This window comes from Brachybacterium squillarum M-6-3 (assembly GCF_000225825.1).
Classification (GTDB): domain Bacteria; phylum Actinomycetota; class Actinomycetes; order Actinomycetales; family Dermabacteraceae; genus Brachybacterium; species Brachybacterium squillarum.
This window is the reverse complement of sequence record NZ_AGBX01000007.1, coordinates 157,669-181,564: the sequence shown is the minus strand read 5'-3', so window position 1 is coordinate 181,564 and position 23,896 is coordinate 157,669. Positions and strand designations below refer to the sequence as shown.

The window sequence follows — 23,896 nt, the reverse complement described above, 5'->3', positions numbered from 1 at the left end:
GCCCATGACGTCTGCCGCGCATGACCGTCCCGACGCCCCCGAGCGCGCCGAGCTCGCCGACCTCCTGGCGGAGCTGGGCCCCGAGGCCCCGACCATCCTGCCGGGCTGGAACGCCCTGGAGCTGCTGGACCACCTCCTGGAGCGGGAGCGCCCCTCGGTGCACTCCCTGGCGCAACGGCTGCCCGGCCCGCTCGGTCGCCGTTCCGCGGAGGCCGTCGAGGCCCGCCGCGACCTGCCCTGGGAGCAGAAGGTGGAGCAGCTGCGCGAGGGCCCCGGCCCGCGTTCGGCCGTCGCCCGTGCCGACGCCTTCACCGGCGGCGCCGAGCTCCTGATCCATCTGGAGGACCTGCGCCGCGCCCAGGACGGCTGGCAGCCGCGGGGCCTGTCCGTCGAGGACCAGCAGCGCGCTTGGCGCGCCACCGGACTGTTCGCCGGGATGATGCTGCGCACCCCCGCCCACATCACCCTGGTCTCCCCGCTGGGCGGGCGCCGCATCGGACGCCCCGGCTCCGAGGGCTCCGTGCGGGTGCACGGCGAGCCGCTGGAGCTGCTGCTGTGGGTCAGCGGTCGCGACGAGGTCGCCAGCGTCGAGGTGCTGGGCAACCCCGAGGGCCTGTCCGCCCTCGCCGGAGCCCACCGCGGCATCTGATCCCCGGCGGCGAGGGAGCCTCAGCGCAGCGCGAGGCGGAACAGCCGCGGATGGTGGCCCTTCTGGAAGAACCGGTGCTCGTCCTCGAGGCGCCAGGGGCCGGCGGGGTCTTCGAGGACCGTGTGCATGCGGCGGATCTCGTGTGTGAGCACGCCAATCCGTGCCGCGGGCGCTGCCAGCTCGGCGCCGCGGCGCAGCAGGTCCCGCAGCAGGTCCTCGTTGCTCGCGTGCTCGCCGTGGAGGGTGCCCCAGGGCGGGTTGCTGAGGATCCGGGTGAAGCCGCCCTCCAGGGGCAGCGAGCGGGCGTCGCCCACCTCCCAGTCGATGCGGCCGCGGCGGCGGGCGGCGCGCTGATGGGTGCGGGCCGCGTCGATCGCGGCCGGGTCGAGGTCGATGCCGACGGCGCGCGCCGGGGTGGCGCGGTGCAGCTGCTCGATGAGGAAGGTGCCCGAGCCGCAGGTCATGTCCAGCACCGCGTCCTCGGCGCCCACGTCCATCAGGGCCAGCACGGTGGCGGCGATCGTGGCGTTCACGGCGCCGGGATAGTTCACGGTGCGCCAGGCGCGGGTGGAGAGCGGCCGCGGGGTGGTGCGCAGCAGCAGCTCCCAGGCACCGTGCTCGCGGTCGCGGCGGACACGGACCACCAGGTCGCCGTCCACGTCCACAGGCACGCCGGCGCGCTCGGCGAGGGCCGCGGCGAGCTCCCGCATCTCCTCGGTGCCGGAACCGGCGGCCTCCAGCCGCAGCCCGGTGAAGTGCTGTCGGGGTCGCTGCCGGGCGATCGCCTCAAGCATCTCCCCCACCCGCTGCTGCACGGAGGTCTCCCTTAGCTCACGGGGGCGCCGCGCCGGCACCGTGAGGCGCAGCGAGGCGGCCACCACGCTCCGCAGGGAGCGCACCGCGTCGAGGTCGCCGGTGCGCAGTCGCAGCTCGGTCGGTCCGATCTCGGTGACAACACCGAGGGCCTCCGCCTCGCGACGCGCCGAGGGGCAGCAGCCGTCGAGCACCTCGAGGACGAGGTCATGCGTGATCTGCCCCATCGTGCCCCTTCTCCTCCGGCCGGTCGCACGCAGGGTACCGCTTTCGTGCAGGTCGGATCGGTAGAGTGGAGGCGTGTTCATCGTGAGTGTGTGTTCGCTGAAGGGCGGCGTCGGCAAGACGTCCGTCACCCTGGGGCTGGCCTCTGCCGCCCTCCATCAGGGGGTCAACACCCTGGTGATCGACCTCGACCCGCAGGGCGACTCGACCCTGGGTCTGCTGGGCGAGCCCGGCACCTCCCCGGACGTGGCCGAGGTCGTCTCCTCGCCGCGCACGGAGACCGTGGACCGGGCGATCATCCCGGTGCCGTGGTCGGAAGGCGCCGCCTCCCACCTGGACCTCATCCCGGGCTCGAACCGCTCCACGATGATGGACTCCCCCAGCCCCTCCGAGCGGGAGGTGAAGCGCCTGCGCGAGGCGCTGGACAAGCGCAGCCACCAGTACGACCTGGTGCTGATCGACTGCCCGCCCTCGCTGAACGGCCTCACCCAGATGGCGCTCGCCGCCTCGGACCGTTCTCTTGTGGTCTCCGAGCCCGGCTTCTTCGCGGTGACCGCCGCGGACCGCGCCCTCAAGCTCGCCTCCGAGATGCGCGAAGAAGGCATCGCCCCGCGGCTCATGCCGCTCGGCCTGGTCGTCAATCGCTACCGCCCCCGCTCCGTGGAGCACCAGTACCGCCTCGCGGAGCTGCGCGACCTCTTCGGCGAGCTGGTGCTGGAACCGGTGATCGAGGAGCGCGTGGGCCTGCAGCAGGCCCAGGGCGGCGCGGTGCCGCTGCACACCTACCAGGGCGCCTCGGGCGAGCGGCTCACCGCCGACTTCGATGCGCTGCTGAAGACCGTGCTGGACTCGCGCCAGCACTCCTGAGCTTCCGAGGGAGCGGGTCCCGGTCTCGGGTCCCGCCCTTCCTCTGCGCACTGGTCCTGCGGAACTACCGCAGACAGCAGAGGACGACGGCGGGCCCCCTTCCCGGGGCCGGCCGTCGTGCTGTGTGCGGTGGAATGGGTGCGGCTCAGCCCGCGGCGCGAGCGCGGCGGCGGGCGGCGAGCTCGTCGTGCAGGGCCAGCTCGGCGTCGTCGGCCGGGTCCACGCCGGGCAGGTCGATGAGGTCGTTCTCGACCTCGCGCCAGACGCGGCCGACGGCGATGCCGAACACGCCCTGGCCGCCCTGGACCAGATCGAAGACGTCCTCGGCGTTGGTGCACTCGTAGACGGAGGCACCGTCGGACATGAGGGTGATCTGGGCCAGGTCATCGATCCCGCGCTCCCGCAGGGCGCCGGCGGCCACGCGGATCTGCTGCAGGGAGACGCCGGTGTCCAGCAGGCGCTTGACGACCTTCAGGACCAGGATGTCGCGGAAGCCGTAGAGACGCTGGCTGCCGGAGCCGGAGGCGGCGCGCACGCCGGGCTCGACGAGGCCGGTGCGGGCCCAGTAGTCCAGCTGGCGGTAGGTGATGCCCGCGGCCTTACAGGCGGCGGGGCCGCGGTACCCGAGCTCACCGGGGGTGTCGACGACCTCGTCGAACAGCACCCCCTGTTGGGGCTCGGCGGGCACGGTGGACTGTGCAGTCCTCTCGTCGCCGTTCGTGGCGTTCACAGCTACCTCCGGGTTCCGGCTCTCCGTGGGGAAGGGTGAGAGCACGCGGTCAGCCTAGCGCGAACCGGGCGTCCGCCGGTAGCAACGCGCCGCCCCCGGGTCACGGACCGGTCACGTCCCGGCACCCCGGAGGCGCGGCATCGAGAGGATCCGTACCGGTCAGCACCGCTTTCCCGGCCCGTGGTCGACGATCCGGAATCGGGCGGATCGGGGCGAAGCGCCGGTGTGTCGCGCCCCTCGGCTCAGGATCCCCGCAGCCGGGAGCGCAGCAGGGCGCTGTGCAGGGAGATCATCGACTCCCCCAGGTCCCGGGCGAAATCCTCGGCGCCGCCGCGGGCCGCGGGGTCGCCGCGCCGGGAGCGCGGGGTGGCGACCGAGCCGATCATGTGGGCCTCGCGCTCGGCGGCGGTGCGCAGCATGACCAGGTGCCGGGGGTGCAGGCCCTCGGCGGCGAGGTCGCGGGCGGCGGTGGTGATCTCCAGCTCCGCGGCCCCGTAGAACAGCACGCCCTCGGGCAGCATCCCGTACTGCTCGAGCTCCACCAGGAAGGCGTCCTCGACGTCGGCCTTCGCGGCCAGTCCCCGTCGGTCCAGCCGCACGGCGGGCTTCGCAGCGGACGGTCCGGGGCGGCTGGCGATCGAGGTGACCTCGGAGTCGACCCCGTGTTCGAGCAGGTGCTCCTTGATGACCTTGAGCGGCCAGAAGCGGTCCCGCTGGGCGCGCAGCACGAACTGCAGGCGCTCCACGTCGGCGCGCGAGTACTTGCGGTAGCCCGAGGGGGTGCGCTCGGGGCTGATCAGCCCCTCGGCCTCGAGGTAGTGCAGCTTCGAGTGCGCGAGGTCGGGGAACTCCTCGCGCAGCACCTCGAGGACCTGCCCGATGCTGAGGCGGGCGATCGAGGAGGGTGCGGACGGCCGGGCGGGCTGGGCCGGCACGGGCTCAGTCCGGCCCCGTGTAGGGGTGGTAGGTGAGCCGGTACTTGCCGATCTGCACGTCCTGGCCGGGCTGCAGGTGGACCTCGTCCACACGCTCCTTGCCGATGTAGGTGCCGTTGAGCGAGCCCAGGTCGCGCAGCAGGAAACCCTCGCCGTCACGGACGAATGCGGCGTGCTTCCGGGAGACGGTGACGTCGTCCAGGAAGATCTCGCACTTGGGGTGGCGACCGGCGACGGTGCTGTCGGCGTCCAGCAGGAAGCGGGCACCGAGGTTCGGGCCCTTGCGGACGATCAGCAGCGCGCTGCGCGGCGGCAGGTTCTCGATCGCCTTGCGGTCCTGGGCGGTGAGGCCGGGCTCGGCCTCCTCCACCGGATCGTTCGGCGAGATCGCGCTGAGCTTCGACGTGTGGTCGAGCTCATCCTTCCAATCGGCGTTCTGCGACACCGTGTACCCCTTCCCTGACCAGCGACGGACCCTGTCGTCGAGGAAGGACAGGGTGCGACTGGTTCATCCTTGCATGCCCGCCGTCCGAAATGCACCGTCGGGATGCCTCGAACAGCAGGATTTGACGATCACTTGACCACCTCGGAGCTGCTGCGCTCCGGGATCTCGGCGATCGCGTCGATCTCGATGCGCTGACGGGTGGTGACGGTGAGGGTGCCGCCGTCGTCGGCGACGGAGTCCACGGCACCGCCGGGGATGCGCAGGGCGGGCTCCATCACGGCGGGGTCCCCGATGGCCAGGACGCTGAGCGGGGTGTCCACGGCGACGCCGTCGACGACGATCCCGCCCTCGGGTCCGGCGGTCACGGAGGTGGAGGCGACCACCCGCACGTCGCCGACCTGGATCACCTCGGCGCCCGCGTTGCGCAGCTCCTGGACGACGCCGAGCAGAGTGGGGGCACGCAGCCCGCCGTCGGGATCGGAGATGACGATCTCGACGCCGCGGCCGGTGGCGGGGGCGGTACCGGCGAGGATCTCCAGGTCGGCGAGGCGCTCGGCGGCGGCCTCCTGGGCGGCGACCTCGTCCTCGCGGCCGGCGCGCAGGTCCTCCAGGGTGTCGTCGAGCTCGCGGTTCTCCTCCTCGAGCTCCTCGACGTGCCGGTCGGACTCGTCCAGCAGCCGCACCAGCTCCTCCTCGGAGGCCCCCTCGAGGCCTGACTCGTCGGTGGCCTGCACCTGCACCACCACGGACAGGCCGACCAGGAAGAACAGCAGGCCGACGATGAGCTGTTCGATCTTGCGGCGCGGTCGCAGCGCCCCGCGCAGACGCCGCCAGATCAGGCGCTGCTCCGCTCGGGTCTCGGGGACGCGGGAGTGCTCGCTCATGAGCGGAACAGCAGCCGGCGGATCGCGGCAGCGTTGGAGAAGATGCGGATGCCCAGCACGACGATCACGGCGGTGGAGAGCTGCGCCCCGACCCCGAGCTGGTCGCCGAGGAAGACGAGGAAGGCCGCGATCAGCACATTGAACAGGAACGACGTGATGAACACATGGGCGTTGAAGACCCCGTCGAGGGTGGCTCGGAGGCCACCGGCGAGGGTGTCCAGGGCGGCGACCACGGCGATGGGCAGGTAGGGCTGCAGCACGGCGGGCACGTCGGGCTGCAGGACGATGCCGACGACGATGCCGAGGGCGAGCCCGATGAGGGCGATCATGAGGGGTCCTCCGTGGGAGACGGGGTGGGGTCGGTGGGATCGGAGGTCTCGGTCTCGTCGGTGAGCGGCGAGGCCTCGCGCAGGGCGGTGGTGGTGCGGGCGGGGACGGTGTACTCCTCGCCGCTCTCCCAGCCGACGACGATGCCGTAGCGCTGGGAGATCTCCTCGAGGTAGGCGCCGCCGGTGCCGTCCTCGACCCCGCTGCGCAGGGCCTCGGGGTCGCCGAGGGCGGTGATCCGGTAGGGCGGGGAGATCGGGTGCAGGTCCACCAGCACGGCGGAACCGGCGGTGCGGATGGCGCTGGTCATGGACAGGCGCTGGCCGTTCACGGAGATCCCCTCGGCGCCGGCGGCCCAGAGGGCGTTGACGGCGAGCTGCACGTCGTCGTCCGTCACCCGGTTCACGGTGCCCTCGGCGACGCCGGGGGTGGCGGGCAGCGGCGCGGAGTCGTCCAGGGAGAGCACCACCCCGGGCCCGCTGAGGGCGACGGTGGCGGCTGCGCGCTGTGCGGCGGTGAGGTCCTCCCCCGCGGCCTCGTCCTCGCTGGAGAGCACGGCCTCCTGCAGCACGCCCACCTCGGCCTGCAGCTCCTCGCGCTGGGCCTCGAGGGCCTCGGCCTCGGCGCGGGAGTCGGCGACCTCGGCGCGCAGCTGCTCCCGGGGGCCCTGCTCGGCGACCTCCTCGGCGCGCAGATTGGTGACGGCGACGGCGACGGCGAAGCCGAGCACGAGGGCCAGCACGACGGTGAGCACCCGCATCCGGGCGGTGTCCGGCGGGGCCTCCTCCTCGTGTCCGCCCTCGGTGCCGCGCAGCTCCTCGACGTCCAGCGGGTTGGACGTCAGGGCGCGCAGCAGCGACATGGGCGAGTAGGGGGTCTCGCCGTGGGGAGTCCGGCGGGACGACTCAGGCATGCCGCCACGGTATCCGCGCGGCGGCAACGGGGCCGGGAGGCGGGGCGGCCGCGTCCGCCGCGCGTCCGAACCCGACCCTGTCGTCCGGGGCGGAGAGGCCCGGGGCGGAAAGGCTCAGACCTGCGGCACCTCGAGGTCGTCGGTGGGCAGGGAGGAGAAGTCGGTCCGACCCTCGTCGACCTCTCCGGGCTTGCGGGCGAGGATCACGAAACGGGTGGCGGTGGCCGTGAAGGGGCCGTCCTCGAACTCCGCGGCGAGGCGTTCCAGGCCTTCACGGTGCCGGTCGGCGTCCAGTCCCTCCGGCGCCATCCAGGGCACACGCCGCAGGAAGCGCAGCAGGGTGGTCATGTCCGCGAACTCGTAGCGGTCGTGCACGACGTCGGCGCGCTCCACCGTGAGCCCGGCGCGCACCAGCGCGTTCTGGGCGTCCATCAGGGTGTTCTCGGGATACCGAGGCTCGATGCCGAAGGCGGCGGGGATCTCCTGCAGGTCGTCCCCGCCGACCTGCTGGGTGAGGAACGCGCCGCGCGGGGCGAGCACGCGGGCCACGTCGGCGGCGTCGAAGGACTCGTGGCGGCACAGGATCAGGTCGACGGAGTCGTCCTCGAAAGGCAGGCGGGCGCCCTCCTCGCAGTGGTGCTGGACCACCTCGATGCCGAGGCGGGCCAGGCGGTCGCGGGCAAGGGGCACGTTGGGGGCCCAGCCCTCGGTGGCGACGGTCCCCTCGGGCAGCACGTCGGCGAGCGTCGCCAGCAGCTCCCCTCCCCCGGTGCCGAGGTCCAGCACGCGGTGGGCGGTGACCACGAGGTTCCGCACGATGGTCTCGTAGCTCCAGGGCGTCTCCGGGTGCCGGATGCCCTCCAGGTCGGAGAAGTCCCAGCCGGTGGGCTGCTCCGCAAGGATCTCGCGCCAGCTCGCCAGCTCGTCCTCGGTGGCGGATCGGTGCGGCTGCTCGGCCATGCGGGCCCCTCTCGTGCGCGGGTGCGGCGTGCCCTCGAGTGTGGCACGCCGCATCCGGCCCGGGCGGGACGCTCCGGCCCCGCCCGGGTGGCCTCCCGTCAGCGGGAGCTGACCAGGGTGTTGCCCACCAGGCTGCTCTCGGTGCCGGTGGAGGACTCGGAGCCGGGGCCGCCCGCCGGGGGCTCGCCGCCGCCGTCGGAGGGCATTCCGCCCTCGGGCGGGGTGCCGCCACCGGGCATCTCGCCGCCGGCGTCGGAGGGCATCTCCCCGCCGCCGCCCATCGCGTCGGTGGACTGGCCCGGCTCGGTGGTCGGGTCGATCGCCACCGGCAGCTCGACGGTGTAGCCGGCGTCGACGTCGCCCTCCGCGGTGGCGAGCTGCAGCTCGCCACCGTCCTCCCCGAACACGTTGTCACTGTCCAGGGTGATGTTGGCGAGGTTCTCGGCGGAACCGTCGTAACCGTCGACCGCGTACACGGTCTCGCAGACGTCCTGTGGTAGGGCCACCTGGGAGGTGGCCAGCAGGTTGTCGGTGCTCGTGATCAAGGCCTCGTCGGGGTACACCTCGAAGTGGATGTGCGGCCAGCGGCCGGCGTAGCAGCCCGGGAAGATGCTGGTGAACGTCACCTGGCCGTTCGCATCCGCGATCTGCACCCCGCGCAGGAAGTTCTCCTCCTCCAGACCCTCGGAGTACAGCGAGTACAGCCCGTCGCCGGTGCAGTGCCAGACGTACACGGCGACGCCCTCGTAGGGAGCGTTGTCCTCGTTCATGTTGGTGATCGTGAGGGTGAGTGTCATCGCCACGCCCTCGGCGGTGCCGGAAGCGTCGCCGAAGCTGCTGGTGATGTCCTGGCGGACGATGCCGGACTCGGTCAGCACGTTCACGCCGTTGGTGCCGTCGGCCGGGTAGGGGCCGTTGGTCTCCTCGGGGATCTCCCCGTCGCTGGTGGTGGTCGACTCGCTGCCCGAGTCGCTCGCCGCCGAGCTGCTGGTCTCCTCGCTGCTGGAGGAGCTGCCGCAGGCGGCCAGGCCCGCGGCGGCCGCACCGGCGCCGAGCACCGCGAGGGTGTTGCGGCGGGAGACGAGCGTGCCCAGGTCGAAGCGCAGTCCCTGGTCGACCACGGGCTCGTCCTGGTGGTCGAGCACGCGGCCCTGGTAGCGGAGGTTGCCCTCGGCATCGCGCTGGAGGCGGGGGTCGTTCTCTCTCATGGCGTCACTTCCTTCATCGTTCTGGTGGACGAGAAGAAACGCTAGGAACCGGTTCTATGCGCCCGGCCAGCCGGTCCTGTGCGCCGGCTGTGCGAGCTCCGGGATCGAGGTGCCGCAGGTCACGTGGGTCTCGATTCGCCGCCACGGCCGCTCCGGATGTAGTGTGGTCGTCGGCCCCGCGGGGCCGGACTCGGGCTGTGGCGCAGCTTGGTAGCGCACTTGACTGGGGGTCAAGGGGTCGCAGGTTCAAATCCTGTCAGCCCGACAAAGGCCCTGGTGAGAACAAGTTTCTCACCAGGGCGTTGTCTTTTTTAGCGGCGATGTGACCGCTAGAGTGACCGCTAGAGTCGCGCCGGCTGGAGACCGCACGAGCCTCGGGGTCACCATCACGACGGCGATCGACCTTCGAGTGCCGCTCCTGGACCAGGGGCACGCGGGGCGAGCACAGAACGGGGCCGGCTGGTGGCCAGGGCCAGAGTCTCCCCCAGGTTCTCTCGTCGCCGCGACTCAAGACCAGGCAGGCCGTCTCGCCCGTCGCAAGGCTGCCCATCCCGTCGGAGCTCCCACGTAGGGAAGAACTACGGCAGTGTCGGCGCGGCCACTCTCGGCTGCCGGGGCATCGATAGCGCTGCGCCCTAACGGGTCATCCACTGGGTCACCTCCCACGTACACCTCGAAGTGCCCCTGCACCGCGGCTACCCGTCAGGGCGAGCTGGACCCACGTCGCGGTGGGAAGGGGACTGCCGCACCGATAGGTGACATCTGATCTGGCTTGCCCGTAGGGCGGCCTGGAAGGATGTGCACCATGCCCGCTCCCTACCCCCAGGAGTTTCGCGAGGACGTCGTGCGAGTCGCCCGGTCCCGCGAGGACGGCGTCACCATCGCGCAGATCGCGAAGGACTTCGGCGTCCACGAGATGACGCTCCACAAATGGATCCGCCAAGCAGACATCGACGACGGCAATCGCCCCGGGAAGACCCGTGAGGACTCAACGGAACTACGCGAGCTACGCCGCCGGAACCGGCTGCTGGAGCAGGAGAACGAGGTCCTGCGTCGTGCTGCCGCCTACCTGTCCCAGGCGAACCTGCCGGGAGAAGGTGGTACCCGCTCGTGAGCGAGCTCGCCGCTGACAACATTCCCGTCGCGGTGTCCCTGCGGGTCTTGAAGCTCTCCCGTCAGCCCTACTATCGCTGGCGGCGCCAGCAGGTCACCACAGCCGAGCTGACCGAGGCCTATCGAGCCAACGCACTGTTGGACGCCCACCTCGACGACCCCGAGTACGGCTACCGGTTCCTCGTCAGTGAAGCCGCAGAGTCCGGCGAGGTGATGTGTGAGCGGACGGCGCGGAGGATCTGCCGGGACAACCAGTGGTGGTCCGTGTTCGGAAAGAAGCGCGGCAAGAACGGGAAGCGCCCTGGACCGCCCGTCCATGACGACCTTGTGAAGCGGGACTTCTCCGCCGATGACGTCAACGAACTGTGGCTGACCGACATCACCGAGCACTGGACCGACGAGGGCAAGCTCTATCTCTGCGCGATCAAGGACGTGTTCTCCGGCCGGATCGTGGGCTACTCGATGAGCGACCGAATGAAGGCTTGTCTCGCGGTGAATGCCCTGGACAACGCGGTACTTCGGCGCCGTGACGCCGCCGGTTGCATCGTGCACTCGGATAGAGGCTCTCAGTTCCGGTCACAGAAATTCGTGCACGCTCTGAACCGTCACCACCTCATCGGATCCATGGGCCAGGTCGGTGCTGCCGGCGATAACGCCGCCATGGAGTCCTTCTTCGCGCTGCTACAGAAGAACGTCCTGGACCGTAAGCGTTGGCGGACCCGAGAAGAGCTCCGAATCGCAATCATCACCTGGATCAAAAGGACGTATCACCGACGCCGCCGACAGGCCCGTCTGGGCCGATTGACCCCCATCGAATACGAGACCATCATGAACCCGGCCGTGAGCCTCGCGGCCTGACACCCCCAACTGTCACCTAAATGTGCGGCAGTCCCGTAGTAGTAAGGGGAGATATGAAACCAGATCCCCTATACGTATGCAGTGTCCGGGGGATATGTGGGATATGTTGTCAAACAGGGTCTGACCTGCACGAACACCGCCCCTCGGGCGTTGGCGCTCCCTTGGTAGCGTTGGCAAACCAGGGTTGACCTGCAGTTTTGCAGGGGTACTCGTTGGTACTGCGCCACCGCACACGCCTGGCCAGGCAGGATCCGCGTCCATCCGCCGGGCTGCAGCACTTCATAGGCGTAGATCGTTTGCGCAGGTCATCCCGGGTTTGCTAACGGTGCGCCGACATCCACCGTCCACGCCAGATTCCTCTGTTCGTGCAGGTCGGGAACAAGTTCCGGCACTCGTCCGGCGAGAGCAGTGCCACCGTGGTGCCAACACATAACGTGCAGGTCAGCCCAGGTTCGCGTACATATCCCACGTTCCCCGGCATGACCTTATAAGGGACTCTTCAGAGTTGAGTGTGGAGTGAGGTGTCGAGTCCGCCGGAGATGAGAAGCACTCGGAGGCCGCAGTGCTCCCCCGAAGGGCGCGGGGTCCCTGTCGGCTACTTCGAGCGTCTTGTGGATGGTCGGCTGCGATACCTCGCCCAGGGTTGCGATTTTCCGCGCGGCGAGCCCGTCCCTGCGATGCTGCTTCACCTCGCGCCGGATCTCAAGCATCTCTACTCCGTGATCTACCAGAAGCCGATAGGGAACGCTATTGTCTGAACCTAAGACACCTCGTTATGGTTCTGGGAGTCGTCAGTTCTGGGACGGCTTTCAAAACTGCGCGACCTGCGATTACACGGTGGGCGCCCGGCGTACCAAAAACCCTCGCTTTAGGGACGCCGACGAATACATACGCCCGCCCTTCCCCTAGGTCATCGCCCTGGATGAATCGAGGACACCCTGGCGAGTCGATGATCAAGAACGGCTCGCGCTGCCGCGCGACGCATGCTGCGCGCGCCAACCGTCAAGCCCAAAGAAAAATAAGTCAAGGCAGATGCTAATATGACAAAACGAAGATTAGCAAAGGCGCCGACAATGGCGAAAGTAGCAGCGTAGATGGCCAAGAATGCGAAACCTGACTGCAGCATCATTTGCAGGCGATGGGCGCTACCCTCCCTCAGGGCGAGCAGTGCTATCCGGCTTTCCGTGTCCGAGCAAATGGGCCGCATATTTAGTATTGATAGCTCTACATTCACCTTTTCCATGTGACGCTTAAACACGTAACGATCCACATAGCTCATGGCCAGCTCCTCTCGGAAGAAACGGTCAACGTGGCGGTCTCTTCGTAGGCGCGCTGGATATCCCACGTTCCCCGGTATGACCATTTGAGGGACATGTCTATCGGTTCAGCCGTTGAGCTCTCACTGATCGGCATGCCCAACGGTACGCGAGCGCTCGATCCCGTTCGCATCGCTCCCGCGATGCGCGGCGCCGGACGGTCCGTTCCGGGTCCGTCGAGAGGTTCACCTGGCACCAAGAAGAGGTGAAATCACCGTCCGTGGATCCCGCTCTCGCCCCCGAACTGCTCGTCGGCAACACTCAGACGAGCATCGCGTTTTGGTGCGGTCTCTGCGGGTTCCACATCAAGTATCGCGTCCCGAAGAGGGCTTCGCCTACATCACGCGTGGGAGCGCGCACCTCATGCTCGAGCAGCGCGGCGTAGGCCGGAACTGGATCACGGCGCCGCTGGAGCCTCCACTTGGGCGTGGGGTCAACTTCCAGATCAGCGTGGAGAGCCTCGATCCGATCCTCGCTGCCCTGGACGACGCCGGCCACTCGCTGTTCATGGCGCCCGAGGAGAAGTGGTATCGCATCGGCGACCGCGAAGAAGTCGGCGTGCAGATTTTCCTGGTCATGGATCCCGACGGCCACCTCATCCGGTTCCAAGCCTCACTCGGCCACCGTCAGATCCCCGCGTCGGCGGAGGCACGCTATCGAGTGACGGTCACCCGACGTCGTGGTATTTCTGGTCATCGATCGCCAGCGCCGCACGGGCCTACCGACCGTAAAGAGAGCGCGCGGGCCTCTCGGTGTTGCAGGAACCCGGATCGACGCCGTGGGTCCACGCTCCGTCCGCGCCCTCTTGCAGTGCATGGTGCCGGATCACCACAGAGGCACCGATCGGGAACGCCTCCTCTTCGTCCTGGGTTCGGTACTCCTCCACGTTCCCTTCGTTGCTCAGACGCTCCAATCGTCGGGCCCACGGCGCAGCGTCAGAGCGGATCAGAGGGCCCTCATCCGCGAAAAGTTCGGGGCCGAATGCTCGCGCCCCGGGAAGCTCCGGGTCGGTCTCGCCCGAACCGTCCTGCCCGTTCGGCCCGTTCGGCCCGTTCGGCCCGTTCGGCCCGTTCGGCCCTTCATGATCTGGGCCACCGCCGGTCGGACCGGTCCCTCTCGGGCCACCGCCCCGGGGACCCGGTCGTGTGCCAGCCGAGCTGCACCCTCGGTGAGCGAGATGTTCCAACGGGAAGTGAAAGCTATGCAGCGAATGTGCAGACGGCTTCGAAGCGTTCGTCAGCATGATCGCGTCGAGCACCAGGCTCACGCCCCCGGGGGTGCCATCGAACAGGCTCCATCCCCTCGCCGTCACCTTCGCATGACTATGCAGCTCTAGGTGGTTGGCTCCACTGCATGCACCGAAGGCGCTGCAGTGAAAGTCTGCGTATGTCACCGGACTTTTATTCTGCGTGAACGGCTGGCTGAGCCCGTTGTAGAGAAGCATTCCGGGAACGCGACTCCCATGGGTGCGCGCCCACGCGACCAAGGCTGCTGATTGCTGTTGGTCCCAGCCGTTGTATCGCGCGGGCACGCTGCGCCGCGGGTACAGCCGTTTGGCTTGCAGGAGTAGGTCCAGCCATCGTCCAGGGGCGATCTCCACGTTCAGCTCGAGGTCTGCGCCACTCGGTGCAGTGCGTTGCCCCGGGACGGCTTGGGTGTATTTGCCCTCGAGGCTCCGGGAGTGAAGCACTGCGGTGACGCCGAGGCGCCTCCCCAGCAGCGCCAAACGGCGGACGAGATTGATCGTGGAAATCTCCTCGTCCATCGGGGTGGGCGTCACTGCGAGGTTCGTACCGCGCGTCTTCACGAGCTCGTCCATCGTGACGATGTCCTTCATGGCATGGAAGGACACGTCCCAGAGGAGTTCGTGCAGGGACCGGGCCGGAGGCACTCCGAAGTGATCCGTGTAGGTCATGCGTGCATCTTTGCAGAGGAACCGGCATCCATGGGCGGTATTCGTACCTGACCCACGGCTGTCGGCTGGCAAGGTCAGATGTCGCGCTGGTCCTCGGTGCCCGCGGTCGTGCGGTAGTCCTCATCGGTGAGCGCAGCGGTGAAGATGTCGGGGTCGATGATCTCGTGGGGCACGGGGCGTCCGTCTTCGACAGCGGAGGCATAGGAGAGCCAGCCGTACATCATCGACAGAGGGAACTCGTCGTCGTTGCCGCAGTAGCTGCGCCGGCGCCATAGCGCCCACAGGACGATTGATTGGGCGATGTCGGCGGTGACTGCGTCGCGGCGGTTCTCGGCGTTCTTGCGGAGCTCGGTGAGGGTGAACTGTCCGTCTTCGCTGCTGGCGGCGCAGGCCGCCATGACGCGCGCGGCGCCGGGTGGCATGGGGTCGGCGATCGCGATGAGGTTGATGTCCAGCAGCAGCCGTTCGCGGTCCCATTCGTCTTCGTCGTCGGGAACGAAGGTCACGTCGCTGGCGGCGCGGAAGGTGCCGAAGCCTGGGTGCGGGGTCCGCCAGGGGTCCGAGGGCGGCAGGGTGTCCAGGATCGTGGCGGTCACGCCGGTGGCCCACGCGATGGTGAAGGCGGGCGTGCGCCGGGTCCATTCGCGGAAGCGGCGGTCGATGTCGACGCGGGTCGTCATGGGCACGAGGGAGTCGTGTGCGGCGGCGGCCCACTGGGCGATTGTGCGCCGGCGCGAGGTTGCTTCCTCGCGTGTGATCTCCATGATTCCGCCCGTCGTCCGCTCGAACTGCATCAGGTCATCGTTCCATGTCTGTCTGCAGGAACGAAGTCTCGTGCACTTGATTCGGTGCACCTTGGCATATAACTAGTATGAGCAACTCACTCGCAGTCATCGGACTGCCCCATGTGCGAGACGCGCTGGCGAGCTTCGGGTTCGAGGTCGTCTCCGGCGACGGGTTCCCCGAGGTCTCTCGGCGGATCCGTGAAGCGGCGGCTATTTCGGCGCTGCCGGTCCTGGTCGAGGACCAGAAGCAGATCGGGCTCGAGCAGCTGATCTCCCGCTTGCCCGATACGGCGCCCGTGGTGATCGCGCGCGGGGCGGAGCCAATCCTTGGCGAACCACGCAACTCGATCCCGGTGGCCTCGAGCCTCGGCGACTATCTGGGGGCGCTCGGGTTCCAAGATCTCGACCCGGTGCTGCAGGGCATTCGCGTCGAGGCAGACGGCACGATCCCCCAGCCCCTGCCCGACCTCCCCTCGGCCCGGGAGCACGATGTCGACTCCACCAAGACCGAGCTCGGCTCGTCTGAACCGGCGCCTGTCGAGCCGATCGAGGACTGGCTGAGCGATGACGACGGCCATGCGGTGCGCTCGGCACCTGCCCCCGCCGAGCCTGCGCTTTCCACCGAATCTCCCGCATCGCAGTCGACACTGTCGGACTGGCTCGAGGACTCGGGAGACCACCCCGAGGCAACGGGAGAACAACCGGATGCCTCCGAGGCAGAGGATGGGGAGGAGTTCGACGGGTTCCACTCCCCCACCATTCCGCGCGGCCACCAAGTCGAGACGAGACCGGATGACAGCTCACCGGTTGTTCAGGGCAGGCGTCGGATCGCCCTACCGACTTTCGCCACCAGCACGGACTCAGCGCCGGTCGCCGTTCCGGATCCGCAGCTCGATCCCCTTGACGAGGAGCTCTTCGAGAGCCTCACCGAAGACCTCGACGGGTTGGGTGTCGAGGACGAGGTCGATACAGATACCGCACTGGATGACGTCACCCAGTCCAGCGCCACGAGGCGCAGCCGGCGCAGCACCGCCCCCGCCGATGTGATCGCCTGCTTCTCCGGCAAGGGCGGCGAAGGTAAGTCCACCCTCGCGCTCGCTTTCGCGCAGGCGGCTACCGAGGTCGGGGGCAAGTCGGTGTGTCTGATCGACGCGAACCGCGCCCAGGGCGATCTCGGCCTGTACCTGCGGGTACGAACGACCGACCTCCCGTCGATCTATGACGCCGTCATGATCGGTGACCCTGCCTCGGCGATCCTCTCCCCCGAGCAGCTGAATCAGGCTCGAGGCGACCGGGGCGACCATCTCGCGTTCTCGTTCGTCCAGGCGCCGCGTCCAGTCAAGGGCAGCGGGGACGTCAGCAAAGAGATCGCCGCGGTCACGGCCGCGCACTACACCGAGGTCCTCCAGATCGCACGCGAGCGCTTCGACCTGGTCATCATCGACACCCAGATCACCGAAGGCCTGGACTCGACCGGAGTGATCGACCGGGTCATTGCGCCGCTACTGGCCCGCCGTGGCTACGGGGTCGGGATCTGCGAGCTGACCACACCGGGCGTGGAGAACCTGCTCGTGGCGATGGAGTCGCTTCGTCAGCACGGCGCCGAAGCGACGCGGATGATGTCGATCGCGAACAAGGTCCGACCGTCGATCACCGACTACGGCAAGCTGCCGCAGCTGCTGGGCAAGGACTCGTCGTGGAAGGGCTCGATCCACTACGACGACCGCATCTACGACGACCTCGTCGCCCGGCGCATCCCCTACGCGGTCCCCACCCTGTACGGCGTCGTCATGGACGTCCTCCTCGCCGTCACGGGCGATCCGGAGTTCGACCTGCGCGACCCGGGAACGGTGCGCTCTGGGCTCCCGTGGTGGAAGCGGTGGCTGCGCCGATGAACTACGCCACCTCCGCGCAGCTGTGCACACTGCTGGATCAGATGATCTGGGCACGCTGCGCGAAAGAGCAGGCGCGGCCCCGCCACCGAGTGCGGCTGCACGCCTTGCCGCCGACCATGTGGATCCGTCCAGCCCGGGGCGTCGGCGGCCACAAGGCCACCCGGACCGGCACCCTGCCGGCAACCATCGCCTGGCGGGACGAGGCCCTGCGCGCCGCCGACCCAGCCCGAGTGGACTCGGTCGCGGCGGGCTGGAGCGTGGACGCCGCCGGTATCCACCTGGACGGTGCCATCGACCTCGCAGAGGGCCACGGTGAGCTCGGTCGGCCCACGGGCGCGATGTGGCCGACGCACCGGGCACCCTTGCTGTCCGCGTACGAGGCGACGCGACTGCTCGATGAGTTCATCGAGCACGGTGAGCTCGCGCGGTAAACGATGCTCACCCACCTGGAGCGGTTTGCCCACGAGTGCGTCCACCACGTCGCAGACTCGATCTGCCGGGAGATCACCGGCGTCGAGGATCACGAGGCCGCGGGTCGGTTGTTGGATGATCAGCAGCTCGACCTCGTCGTCACCCACGTCGTCTACGGCTCGTCGGGCCCGGACAGTCGCATCCTGCGCTCTCTGGACCGCTGCCTGGACCCGGCGACCACTCGGAACGTCGATCCGATCCGCTACCTCAGCACCCAGATCCGCCGCGATCTCGCCGACCAGGTGCGCGTCGCCGTCGGCGATCCCCAGGTCGGTCCCCGGGTCCGGCGCGTCGCCCGGTCGCTCGGCATCGGCGCCGGCCTCGAGCAGATCATCTCCCGCTACAACGACCTCCACCCCTCCGACCGGGTATCCACGACGCGCGCGATCCGTGCCCTGACCGTCGCCCCATCACTCGAATCCACCGCCGTCCGCACCGTCTTCGAGGCCCGAGATGTCTGAGCACCCCACCGACGAGATCGACGGAACCCGGCTCCTTACCGAGAGGCGTGTCGCCAACGCGGCCCGCGGAGAACTCCTGCAACTGATCACCGATGGCACCGTCACCCCGTGGGAAGCCATCGTCGCCGCCGCGGCATCGGGCGAGAAGCCGCTGCTGCGTCTGCGCCTGGACCAGATCATCACCGCCGGCCCGGGGATCGGCGCCGCACGCGCCCGCGCAGTCATCGCCCAGATGCTGCACATCCTCGAGGCCACCGAGTCCCGCACTGCGACCGGACACGTCACCCTCGCCTACGTCCTCGACGAGCAGGCCCGCGGACGGCGCCTGCTGGCGGTGCTGGATGCGTTCATCTCCCACGGCCTGATCCAGGAGGCCCAGGACCTGACCGTGTGGCCAGGTTTCCCTTTCGCCGCCGCCCCGCTTCCCAGGGAGGACGCACGATGACCGCGCTGCTGCTGAACACGACTGCGAGGCTCCGCCGGCGGGCTGATCATCATCGTCGCTGCGATTGCGATCGGGACACGCTCGAGACGCCGTGGAAGGCCGAGATGTGCCAGATACTCCACGCCCGGAACCGGGTCGAGAAGCGCGTCCTTCTCGATGAATTTTTTAACACACATGAAAGCGAAATTGCGCGGGTCCTGAAGAGGGCGCAGCATATCTCGCGTCTGGACTACCACGACAAGGATCTGGTCCTCTCCTATTTCGGAGATGCGCTGATGAGAATGCTCGAAACTCGGTGGAGGGCGAAGTCCGGGCCCGGGACCAGCAGTGTGTTCAACTACTCACGAAACCTGCCGACGATCCTGGAAGCGGAGACGCGGTACTGGATCCGGGTGGTGTCATAGCGTCGAAGCAACACTCCCGGTCGGCGGGGGTCTGATCGGTGGAGTGTGCGGATGGCGCGGGTGGGGTTGTCGTTCAGTGACAGGTCGGAGATCTCGACGGCCTCGAAAGCGGGCTGGTCGGTGCGGAGGATCGCCCGTCACCTGGGGCGTTGCCCGTCGGTGATCTTGCGGGAGCTTCACCGGAACTCGACGAAGACCCGCGGCTACCAGGCCGTGACCGCAGACGTCAGAGCGCAGCGTCGGCGGGCTCGCCCGCAGCAGCGGAAGGTCGCGGGGGATCCGGTGCTGCAGGCGAGGGTGGAGGCGGATCTGGCCGCGTCGTGGACGCCGAACGAGATAGCGGGCCGGTTGCGTCTGGAGGCGACAGACCCGACCGTTGAACGCATGGCGAACTCTCCTGACGCACGCGGCCGAACCGTCTCCGGTGAGGCTATCTACCAGTACATCTACGCAATCCCGAAGGGTGAGCTCGCCCGCAAGGGCATCTTCCTGCAGTCCAAGCGGACCAAGCGCCGACCACGTACGACCGGGCGGACGCGCGGTGGCCCAATCGTAGGTATGGTCCCGATCGCGGAGCGAGGTGAGGACGCCGCCCAGCGTCGGGTGCCGGGGCACTGGGAGGGTGATCTGATCATCGGGAAGAACGGCACCTCGTGCGCGGCGACGCTGGTGGAGCGGATGAGCGGGTTCACCGGGCTGCTGGCCCTGCCCTCGAAACACGCCGAGCCAACCGCTGACGCGGTCATCGAGTTTTTCAACGACCTGCCCGAGATGATGAAGGCATCGTTGGCGTGGGACCAGGGCAGCGAGATGGCCCAGCACGCGAAGGTCTCCCTGGCCACGGCGATGCCGGTCTACTTCGCCGATCCCCACTCGCCCTGGCAGAGGCCCAGCAACGAGAACACGAACCGGCTCTACCGGGAGTATCTGCCCAAGGGCACGGTGATCCCCGAGCACCAGCCCTACCTCACCACCATCGCCGAGGAGATCAACAATCGACCCCGCCGCCGACTGGGCTATCTCACGCCCACCGAGGCATTCGCTCGACTGCTCGCCGGCGAGCCCCATGTTGCTTCGACGCCTTGACATCGCCCCGTGAAGACCGACGAAAAGGTCTACTGAACGGAACTGCCGAGGTCCCGGGCGACAGCTCTCACGATCGTCGGGCGAAGATGGTGAAACGTTCCCGTGAACTCTTCGAGGCCGAGCATGCACGCACCCCCTCCGATGCCGAACTCGTCGACTTCCACAACACCCGCATGTACGCGACTCGAAAGGACGCCGCGCGGCAGTCCGTCCTGATCACGATCCGGGGTCTCGGCAGCCTTAGGTCGATCCCGTTGGAGGATCCGTCTCTGTTCGGTGAGGATCGTCTGGCCTGGACGGATGTACCGGATGAGGGGGCGTCTGAGCGCACTGCACGGATTCGGTCGATCGTGGCCGAATGCGCGCGGAGAGACGCCGAACGAGAGGCTACGCGTCTTCGCGCGCCGAAGCGTCAGCCGGTCCCTATGGCGAGCGTGGCGCGGGTGTTCTTCGCGCATCACTGCGAGGGAGAGTTCCCTACGCGAAAGGAGCTGGTCGCAGAGCTCGGCGTGACTGAGCCGGCCAGCCGCCGCGAGATCGGATCACATCTCAATGAAATCCTCGCGATCTCTCGCCGACAGTTCGCGGACTACCGAAACGCCGACTGAACGCCAATATGCACGACTCCTCAAGGGAAGTGTGCCTACACTGTCCGCGCAATCACTCTAATCACTGGAGGTCACAATGGCTCGCAAGACCCAGGTTCTGCTCGTTGACGATATCGATGGTTCGGATGCAACGAACACGGTGACGTTTGGGCTGGACGGCGTCTCGTACGAGATCGACCTGAACGAGGACAACACTCGTCAGCTACGCTCCGAGATGGAGAAGTGGACCGTTATGGCGCGGCGCACTGGTGGTCGTGCGCAGCGCGGCACCGGTGCCAGCACCGGCGGCGACGCCGCGAAGATCCGCCAGTGGGCGGTCGCGAACGGTTACGAGGTCTCGGAGCGGGGTCGCATTCGCGCCGATGTCCGTGAGGCCTACGCCAAGGCGAACTGACTCCGCACGGTCCTCACTCGGCCCGGCACACCTGGATGGTGCCGGGCCGTGGTGCGTCCGCGCACGTCTTGCAGCACGGGTCCGCTGATGAGTGCAGCGCTGCCTTAAGACAATCTTGAGAATGCGTTCGATCTCTCGCGTCATCCTTTCGACCGTACAGGTAAAGGCCCGGCCTACCCTCCGGGGGTATCAGGAGGGCGTGCGCAAAGCCGCGGTTAAATCTTCAAGCAGGGCACCCCATGCCTCCGTAGAACCGCCGAACCAGCCCGTACGTTGGTTTCACTGCCCACGAAATGAGCTGGCGCTTCACTGGTCGCTCTGCCGTCGCTGCGGCACTGACGAAGTCATCGACTCCCTCCCGTCTCGAGGAGGGAAACCTACGGAGTAGAAACATGGCCCATAACAACACCCACCGCGCCTTCGGCCGAGCAGTCACGCCTGTCGGGACCGCTGGCCGCGCGTTGCGGGGCACCGGCGGTGCCGCTGTCCTCGGCACGGTCCTCCTCGGATCCGCTTTCGCCGCGGGCCCGGCTCAGGCCGCCCCCGCCGCGTCGCCCGCCGCACCTGCCATTTCTGCACAGGCTGCTGCGCCGGCGGCGCCGGCCCCGGCACATGCGGCATCCGCGCTTGCGGCCGAGAAGCTGCGGTGGGGATCGCAGGGCTCGTCGGTCGAGCAGCTCCAGACGGCACTGAACGAACACGGTGCCTCGCTGGCGGTCGATGGCAAGTTCGGCCCGCTCACCCATGGGGCCGTGAAGGACTTCCAGCGCTCGCATGGCCTGAAGATCGACGGCATCGTGGGCCCCGAGACGCGCGGCGCACTGAACGGCGGCGCATCGACCTCGGGCGGCGGGACGTCTGCTCCTGCCCCCGCTTCCTCCACGAGCAGCTCGGGGCAGGCGATCGTCGACGCCGCGCGCAGCCAGATCGGGGCCTCCTACTCGTGGGGCACCTCCAAGCCGGGCGTCAGCTTCGACTGCTCGGGCCTGAGCTCGTACGCGTACAAGCAGGCCGGTATCGACCTGCCCCGCACCTCGTCGCAGCAGGTTGCGGCTGGAACCACGATCTCGAAGTCCGAGGCCCAGCCCGGCGACCTCGTGGTGTGGCCCGGCCACCTCGGGATCTACGCCGGTGGCGACACGGTCATCGACGCGGGGCGCACCCCGGGCGCCGTCACCGAGCGGACCATCTGGGGTTCGCCGACCTTCGTCACCTTCCGCTGACCGCAGGTCGCAACGCCCGCGCAGAGGGAGCCCCGACCAACGGTCGGGGCTCCCTTTGCGTGCAGAGGCAGCGGTATCAGCTGATCGAGGCCAACAGCTCTGCACAGGCCTGCTCGCAGCGGCGACAGGCGTCCGCGCAGACCTTGCAGTGCTTGTGCATTTCAGCGTGCTTCTCGCACTCCTCGGCGCAGGACCGGCACGCCGCCTGACACGCCTCGAGTAGAGCACGGTTGAGGGCGATGTTCTCGCCCGTCTGACGGGACAGGACGCGTCCGGTGGCTTCGCAGACGTCGGCGCAGTCCTGGTTCCGGCGGATGCACTGGGTCAACTCCGCCACCATGTCCTCGGCCAAGCAGGCGTCCGCGCAGGCTGTGCAGGTCTGGGCGCACTCGAAGCAGGCCTCGATGCATGCGGCGAGCTTCTGCTGGTCGATGGTGCCGAGGTCCTTCGGGTAGGTCTGAAGCATTGATGCGACGTGATGGGTCATGATCCTGCTCCTTCTCGTTCCGAACGGCCCGGCGGATACCAGCCCGCCTCGACGACGATAGCCAGGGCGCCCCGTAGGACGGAAGCGAGTAGACCGTACGTTCGGAGGCAATGCGGGCCGACTGGTCAGCGCGGTGCTCAAGAAGTCAAGATCTGACCTTGAGGAGACCTTGACCTGGGGCGCATAGGCTGGTGCAAAGTGTCCTCTGACTAGGAGAGATTATGCGTTCTCGTCGTTCTTTCGGTCGCCTCGCGGCCGTCGTCGTCACCGGTGCGATTGTGTTTGCCGGCTGCACCGACAACGGGTCTGACGACGGTCAGACATCGGGTGGGTCCGAGGCATCGGAGGCGTCCGATGGTGGTGGCAACGGGGGCATGGAGCACCCGATGGATGGCGGCCCAGCGCCCGAAGGTATGGCGTCTGCGGAGGATCCCGAGTTCCCGGTCGGCACGGAAGTGACACTCACGGCGGACCACATGGAGGGCATGGAGGGGGCGACGGCGACGATCTCCGGTGCCTTCGACACCACGACCTACTCGGTCAGCTTCACGCCGACCGATGGCGGTGAGCCGGTCACTGACCACAAGTGGGTCGTTCACGAGGAGCTCGAGAACCCGGGCGAGGCACCGCTGGCAGAGGGCACCGAGGTGGTCATCACCGCCGATCACATGACCGGGATGGAGGGTGCTGAGGCCACCATCGACAGTGCCACCGAGGAGACCGTGTACATGGTCGATTACGAGGCCGACGGGATGATGATGACGAACCACAAGTGGGTCGTCGAGAGCGAGATCGAGCCTGCGTGATGACCACCCCGTCGTACCTTCGAGGCCCGCGCGCCTCCTCCGGGGGTGGGCCCCGTCGTCGTACCGTGCGGCTGCCCCGGCGATCGCTCGTGATCGGTGCCGTCCTGTTCCCGCTCGTGGTCGCCGGTTGCGGGACCGGCGGGTCCGAGCCCGCATCCGTCACGGGTGATCAGGAGCTGCTCCGGGAACATGGCTTCGCCGACGCGGACGCGCACGAGATCATCGACCGTCTCGAGGCGCTCCCGGTGGCTGAGCGACCGCAGGATCTGATCGCCAGCGTCACTGCGACGTCTCTGCAGCTCCGAGACGATGCAGGGCGCGAGGCCGAGCTGCCCCTTCCGCAGGATCAGTTCTACCTGTCGGTGGCCCCGTTCGTGGAGACCACGCACGAGTGCGCGTTCCACAGTCTGACGACGTGCCGCGGGGAGCTGCGCAGCCGCGAGATCTCCGTGAGCGTGGTCGACAGCAGCTCGGGCGAGATCCTCGAGGAGGGCACTCGCACCACACATGACAACGGGTTCATCGGTTTCTGGCTGCCGCGCGGGATCACCGCGGACCTCACGTGCACCCTCGAGGACTACACGGGGACCGCGTCCATCTCGACCCAGGCGGAGGATGATCTGACCTGTCTGACCAGTCTCCAGCTGACATGAGCAGACGAAGCATACGCCCC

General features: G+C 68.3%; 28 protein-coding genes and 1 tRNA gene. 15 read left to right on the top strand and 14 right to left on the bottom strand.

The window, feature by feature from the left end; translation table 11 throughout:
* Window positions 1-4 precede the first annotated feature (4 nt).
* Window positions 5-649 carry a TIGR03085 family metal-binding protein gene (locus OM98_RS10425; RefSeq protein ID WP_010534568.1) on the top strand — a complete coding sequence of 215 codons (645 nt, stop codon included), beginning with the start codon at window positions 5-7 and terminating at the stop codon, window positions 647-649.
* Between the two features lie 20 nt (window positions 650-669).
* Here OM98_RS10425 and OM98_RS10420 read toward each other — a convergent pair whose 3' ends face one another.
* Window positions 670-1,689: a methyltransferase domain-containing protein gene (locus tag OM98_RS10420; RefSeq protein WP_010534567.1), complete on the bottom strand. Its 1,020-nt coding sequence runs from the start codon at window positions 1,687-1,689 to the stop codon at window positions 670-672.
* Between the two features lie 73 nt (window positions 1,690-1,762).
* On the opposite strand from OM98_RS10420, the gene OM98_RS10415 reads away from it, so the two are divergent.
* Window positions 1,763-2,554, top strand: coding sequence for a ParA family protein (locus tag OM98_RS10415; protein ID WP_010534566.1), 792 nt, complete (start codon window positions 1,763-1,765; stop codon window positions 2,552-2,554).
* Between the two features lie 145 nt (window positions 2,555-2,699).
* Here OM98_RS10415 and OM98_RS10410 read toward each other — a convergent pair whose 3' ends face one another.
* The 8 genes from OM98_RS10410 to OM98_RS10375 all read right to left on the bottom strand — a co-directional run bounded on the left by OM98_RS10410 (window position 2,700) and on the right by OM98_RS10375 (window position 8,956).
* On the bottom strand, window positions 2,700-3,284 hold the full coding sequence (locus OM98_RS10410) for a MerR family transcriptional regulator (protein WP_010534565.1): 585 nt from the start codon (window positions 3,282-3,284) through the stop codon (window positions 2,700-2,702).
* A 242-nt stretch (window positions 3,285-3,526) separates the two neighbouring features.
* Complete coding sequence (ftsR, locus tag OM98_RS10405) at window positions 3,527-4,219, bottom strand: transcriptional regulator FtsR (protein ID WP_010534564.1); 693 nt, start codon at window positions 4,217-4,219, stop codon at window positions 3,527-3,529.
* A gap of 4 nt (window positions 4,220-4,223) precedes the next feature.
* Window positions 4,224-4,664, bottom strand: coding sequence for an FHA domain-containing protein (locus tag OM98_RS10400; protein ID WP_010534563.1), 441 nt, complete (start codon window positions 4,662-4,664; stop codon window positions 4,224-4,226).
* 128 nt (window positions 4,665-4,792) lie between these two features.
* The gene (locus OM98_RS10395) at window positions 4,793-5,548 is read right to left on the bottom strand and encodes a DUF881 domain-containing protein (RefSeq protein WP_010534562.1); all 756 of its coding nucleotides are present in this window, start codon (window positions 5,546-5,548) and stop codon (window positions 4,793-4,795) included.
* Complete coding sequence (locus OM98_RS10390) at window positions 5,545-5,877, bottom strand: small basic family protein (protein WP_010534561.1); 333 nt, start codon at window positions 5,875-5,877, stop codon at window positions 5,545-5,547. The genes OM98_RS10395 and OM98_RS10390 overlap by 4 nt, the downstream gene beginning before the upstream one ends.
* A complete protein-coding gene (locus OM98_RS16385) occupies window positions 5,874-6,788 on the bottom strand; it encodes a DUF881 domain-containing protein (RefSeq protein WP_033195164.1) in 915 nt (304 codons plus the stop codon). The genes OM98_RS10390 and OM98_RS16385 overlap by 4 nt, the downstream gene beginning before the upstream one ends.
* Before the next feature lie 114 nt (window positions 6,789-6,902).
* Window positions 6,903-7,748: a class I SAM-dependent methyltransferase gene (locus OM98_RS10380; RefSeq protein WP_010534559.1), complete on the bottom strand. Its 846-nt coding sequence runs from the start codon at window positions 7,746-7,748 to the stop codon at window positions 6,903-6,905.
* A gap of 98 nt (window positions 7,749-7,846) precedes the next feature.
* On the bottom strand, window positions 7,847-8,956 hold the full coding sequence (locus OM98_RS10375) for an intradiol ring-cleavage dioxygenase (protein ID WP_010534558.1): 1,110 nt from the start codon (window positions 8,954-8,956) through the stop codon (window positions 7,847-7,849).
* 191 nt (window positions 8,957-9,147) lie between these two features.
* Between OM98_RS10375 and OM98_RS10370 the strand changes: the two genes are divergently transcribed.
* Window positions 9,148-9,221: transfer RNA gene (locus OM98_RS10370), tRNA-Pro, on the top strand.
* A 540-nt stretch (window positions 9,222-9,761) separates the two neighbouring features.
* Window positions 9,762-10,927 (top strand): IS3 family transposase gene (locus OM98_RS10360; protein ID WP_245528768.1). Its coding sequence is split into 2 segments (ribosomal slippage): window positions 9,762-10,046 and window positions 10,049-10,927, totalling 1,164 coding nucleotides; the frame shifts between segments, so codons are not numbered across the junction.
* Window positions 10,928-11,837: 910 nt separating this feature from the next.
* On the opposite strand, the gene OM98_RS15635 is transcribed toward OM98_RS10360, so the two are convergent.
* The 4 genes from OM98_RS15635 to OM98_RS10350 form a co-directional block, all read right to left on the bottom strand.
* Complete coding sequence (locus OM98_RS15635) at window positions 11,838-12,206, bottom strand: hypothetical protein (RefSeq protein WP_139017691.1); 369 nt, start codon at window positions 12,204-12,206, stop codon at window positions 11,838-11,840.
* A 298-nt stretch (window positions 12,207-12,504) separates the two neighbouring features.
* Window positions 12,505-12,837 (bottom strand): hypothetical protein, encoded by a 333-nt coding sequence (locus OM98_RS15910; protein WP_010534555.1) that lies wholly within the window; start codon window positions 12,835-12,837, stop codon window positions 12,505-12,507.
* A 124-nt stretch (window positions 12,838-12,961) separates the two neighbouring features.
* Window positions 12,962-14,158, bottom strand: coding sequence for a hypothetical protein (locus tag OM98_RS15905; protein WP_083837763.1), 1,197 nt, complete (start codon window positions 14,156-14,158; stop codon window positions 12,962-12,964).
* A 74-nt stretch (window positions 14,159-14,232) separates the two neighbouring features.
* The gene (locus tag OM98_RS10350; RefSeq protein ID WP_010534554.1) at window positions 14,233-14,952 is read right to left on the bottom strand and encodes a hypothetical protein; all 720 of its coding nucleotides are present in this window, start codon (window positions 14,950-14,952) and stop codon (window positions 14,233-14,235) included.
* 77 nt (window positions 14,953-15,029) lie between these two features.
* Here OM98_RS10350 and OM98_RS10345 point away from each other — a divergent pair, with 77 nt between their 5' ends.
* From OM98_RS10345 to OM98_RS10305, 9 genes are all read left to right on the top strand, one after another.
* Window positions 15,030-16,838, top strand: coding sequence for a nucleotide-binding protein (locus OM98_RS10345; RefSeq protein ID WP_139017690.1), 1,809 nt, complete (start codon window positions 15,030-15,032; stop codon window positions 16,836-16,838).
* Window positions 16,835-17,269 (top strand): hypothetical protein, encoded by a 435-nt coding sequence (locus OM98_RS10340; protein ID WP_139017689.1) that lies wholly within the window; start codon window positions 16,835-16,837, stop codon window positions 17,267-17,269. Before OM98_RS10345 ends, OM98_RS10340 begins: the two co-directional genes overlap by 4 nt.
* 3 nt (window positions 17,270-17,272) lie before the next feature.
* Window positions 17,273-17,770 carry a hypothetical protein gene (locus OM98_RS10335; protein ID WP_010534551.1) on the top strand — a complete coding sequence of 166 codons (498 nt, stop codon included), beginning with the start codon at window positions 17,273-17,275 and terminating at the stop codon, window positions 17,768-17,770.
* Window positions 17,763-18,215 carry a hypothetical protein gene (locus tag OM98_RS10330; protein WP_010534550.1) on the top strand — a complete coding sequence of 151 codons (453 nt, stop codon included), beginning with the start codon at window positions 17,763-17,765 and terminating at the stop codon, window positions 18,213-18,215. The genes OM98_RS10335 and OM98_RS10330 overlap by 8 nt, the downstream gene beginning before the upstream one ends.
* Window positions 18,212-18,619 (top strand): hypothetical protein, encoded by a 408-nt coding sequence (locus OM98_RS10325; protein ID WP_010534549.1) that lies wholly within the window; start codon window positions 18,212-18,214, stop codon window positions 18,617-18,619. Before OM98_RS10330 ends, OM98_RS10325 begins: the two co-directional genes overlap by 4 nt.
* Window positions 18,620-18,670: 51 nt before the next feature.
* Window positions 18,671-19,705, top strand: coding sequence for an IS30 family transposase (locus tag OM98_RS10320; RefSeq protein WP_010534548.1), 1,035 nt, complete (start codon window positions 18,671-18,673; stop codon window positions 19,703-19,705).
* A gap of 86 nt (window positions 19,706-19,791) precedes the next feature.
* The gene (locus OM98_RS10315; RefSeq protein WP_010534547.1) at window positions 19,792-20,313 is read left to right on the top strand and encodes a hypothetical protein; all 522 of its coding nucleotides are present in this window, start codon (window positions 19,792-19,794) and stop codon (window positions 20,311-20,313) included.
* Between the two features lie 76 nt (window positions 20,314-20,389).
* On the top strand, window positions 20,390-20,707 hold the full coding sequence (locus OM98_RS10310; protein WP_010534546.1) for a histone-like nucleoid-structuring protein Lsr2: 318 nt from the start codon (window positions 20,390-20,392) through the stop codon (window positions 20,705-20,707).
* Between the two features lie 392 nt (window positions 20,708-21,099).
* A complete protein-coding gene (locus OM98_RS10305; protein ID WP_010534545.1) occupies window positions 21,100-21,930 on the top strand; it encodes a C40 family peptidase in 831 nt (276 codons plus the stop codon).
* A gap of 76 nt (window positions 21,931-22,006) precedes the next feature.
* Here OM98_RS10305 and OM98_RS10300 read toward each other — a convergent pair whose 3' ends face one another.
* Window positions 22,007-22,417 carry a four-helix bundle copper-binding protein gene (locus OM98_RS10300; protein WP_010534544.1) on the bottom strand — a complete coding sequence of 137 codons (411 nt, stop codon included), beginning with the start codon at window positions 22,415-22,417 and terminating at the stop codon, window positions 22,007-22,009.
* A gap of 221 nt (window positions 22,418-22,638) precedes the next feature.
* On the opposite strand from OM98_RS10300, the gene OM98_RS10295 reads away from it, so the two are divergent.
* The gene (locus tag OM98_RS10295) at window positions 22,639-23,223 is read left to right on the top strand and encodes a YdhK family protein (RefSeq protein WP_010534543.1); all 585 of its coding nucleotides are present in this window, start codon (window positions 22,639-22,641) and stop codon (window positions 23,221-23,223) included.
* Entirely contained in the window at window positions 23,223-23,876 is a 654-nt protein-coding gene (locus OM98_RS10290) for a CueP family metal-binding protein (protein ID WP_245528767.1), read from the top strand. Before OM98_RS10295 ends, OM98_RS10290 begins: the two co-directional genes overlap by 1 nt.
* Window positions 23,877-23,896: the final 20 nt, after the last annotated feature.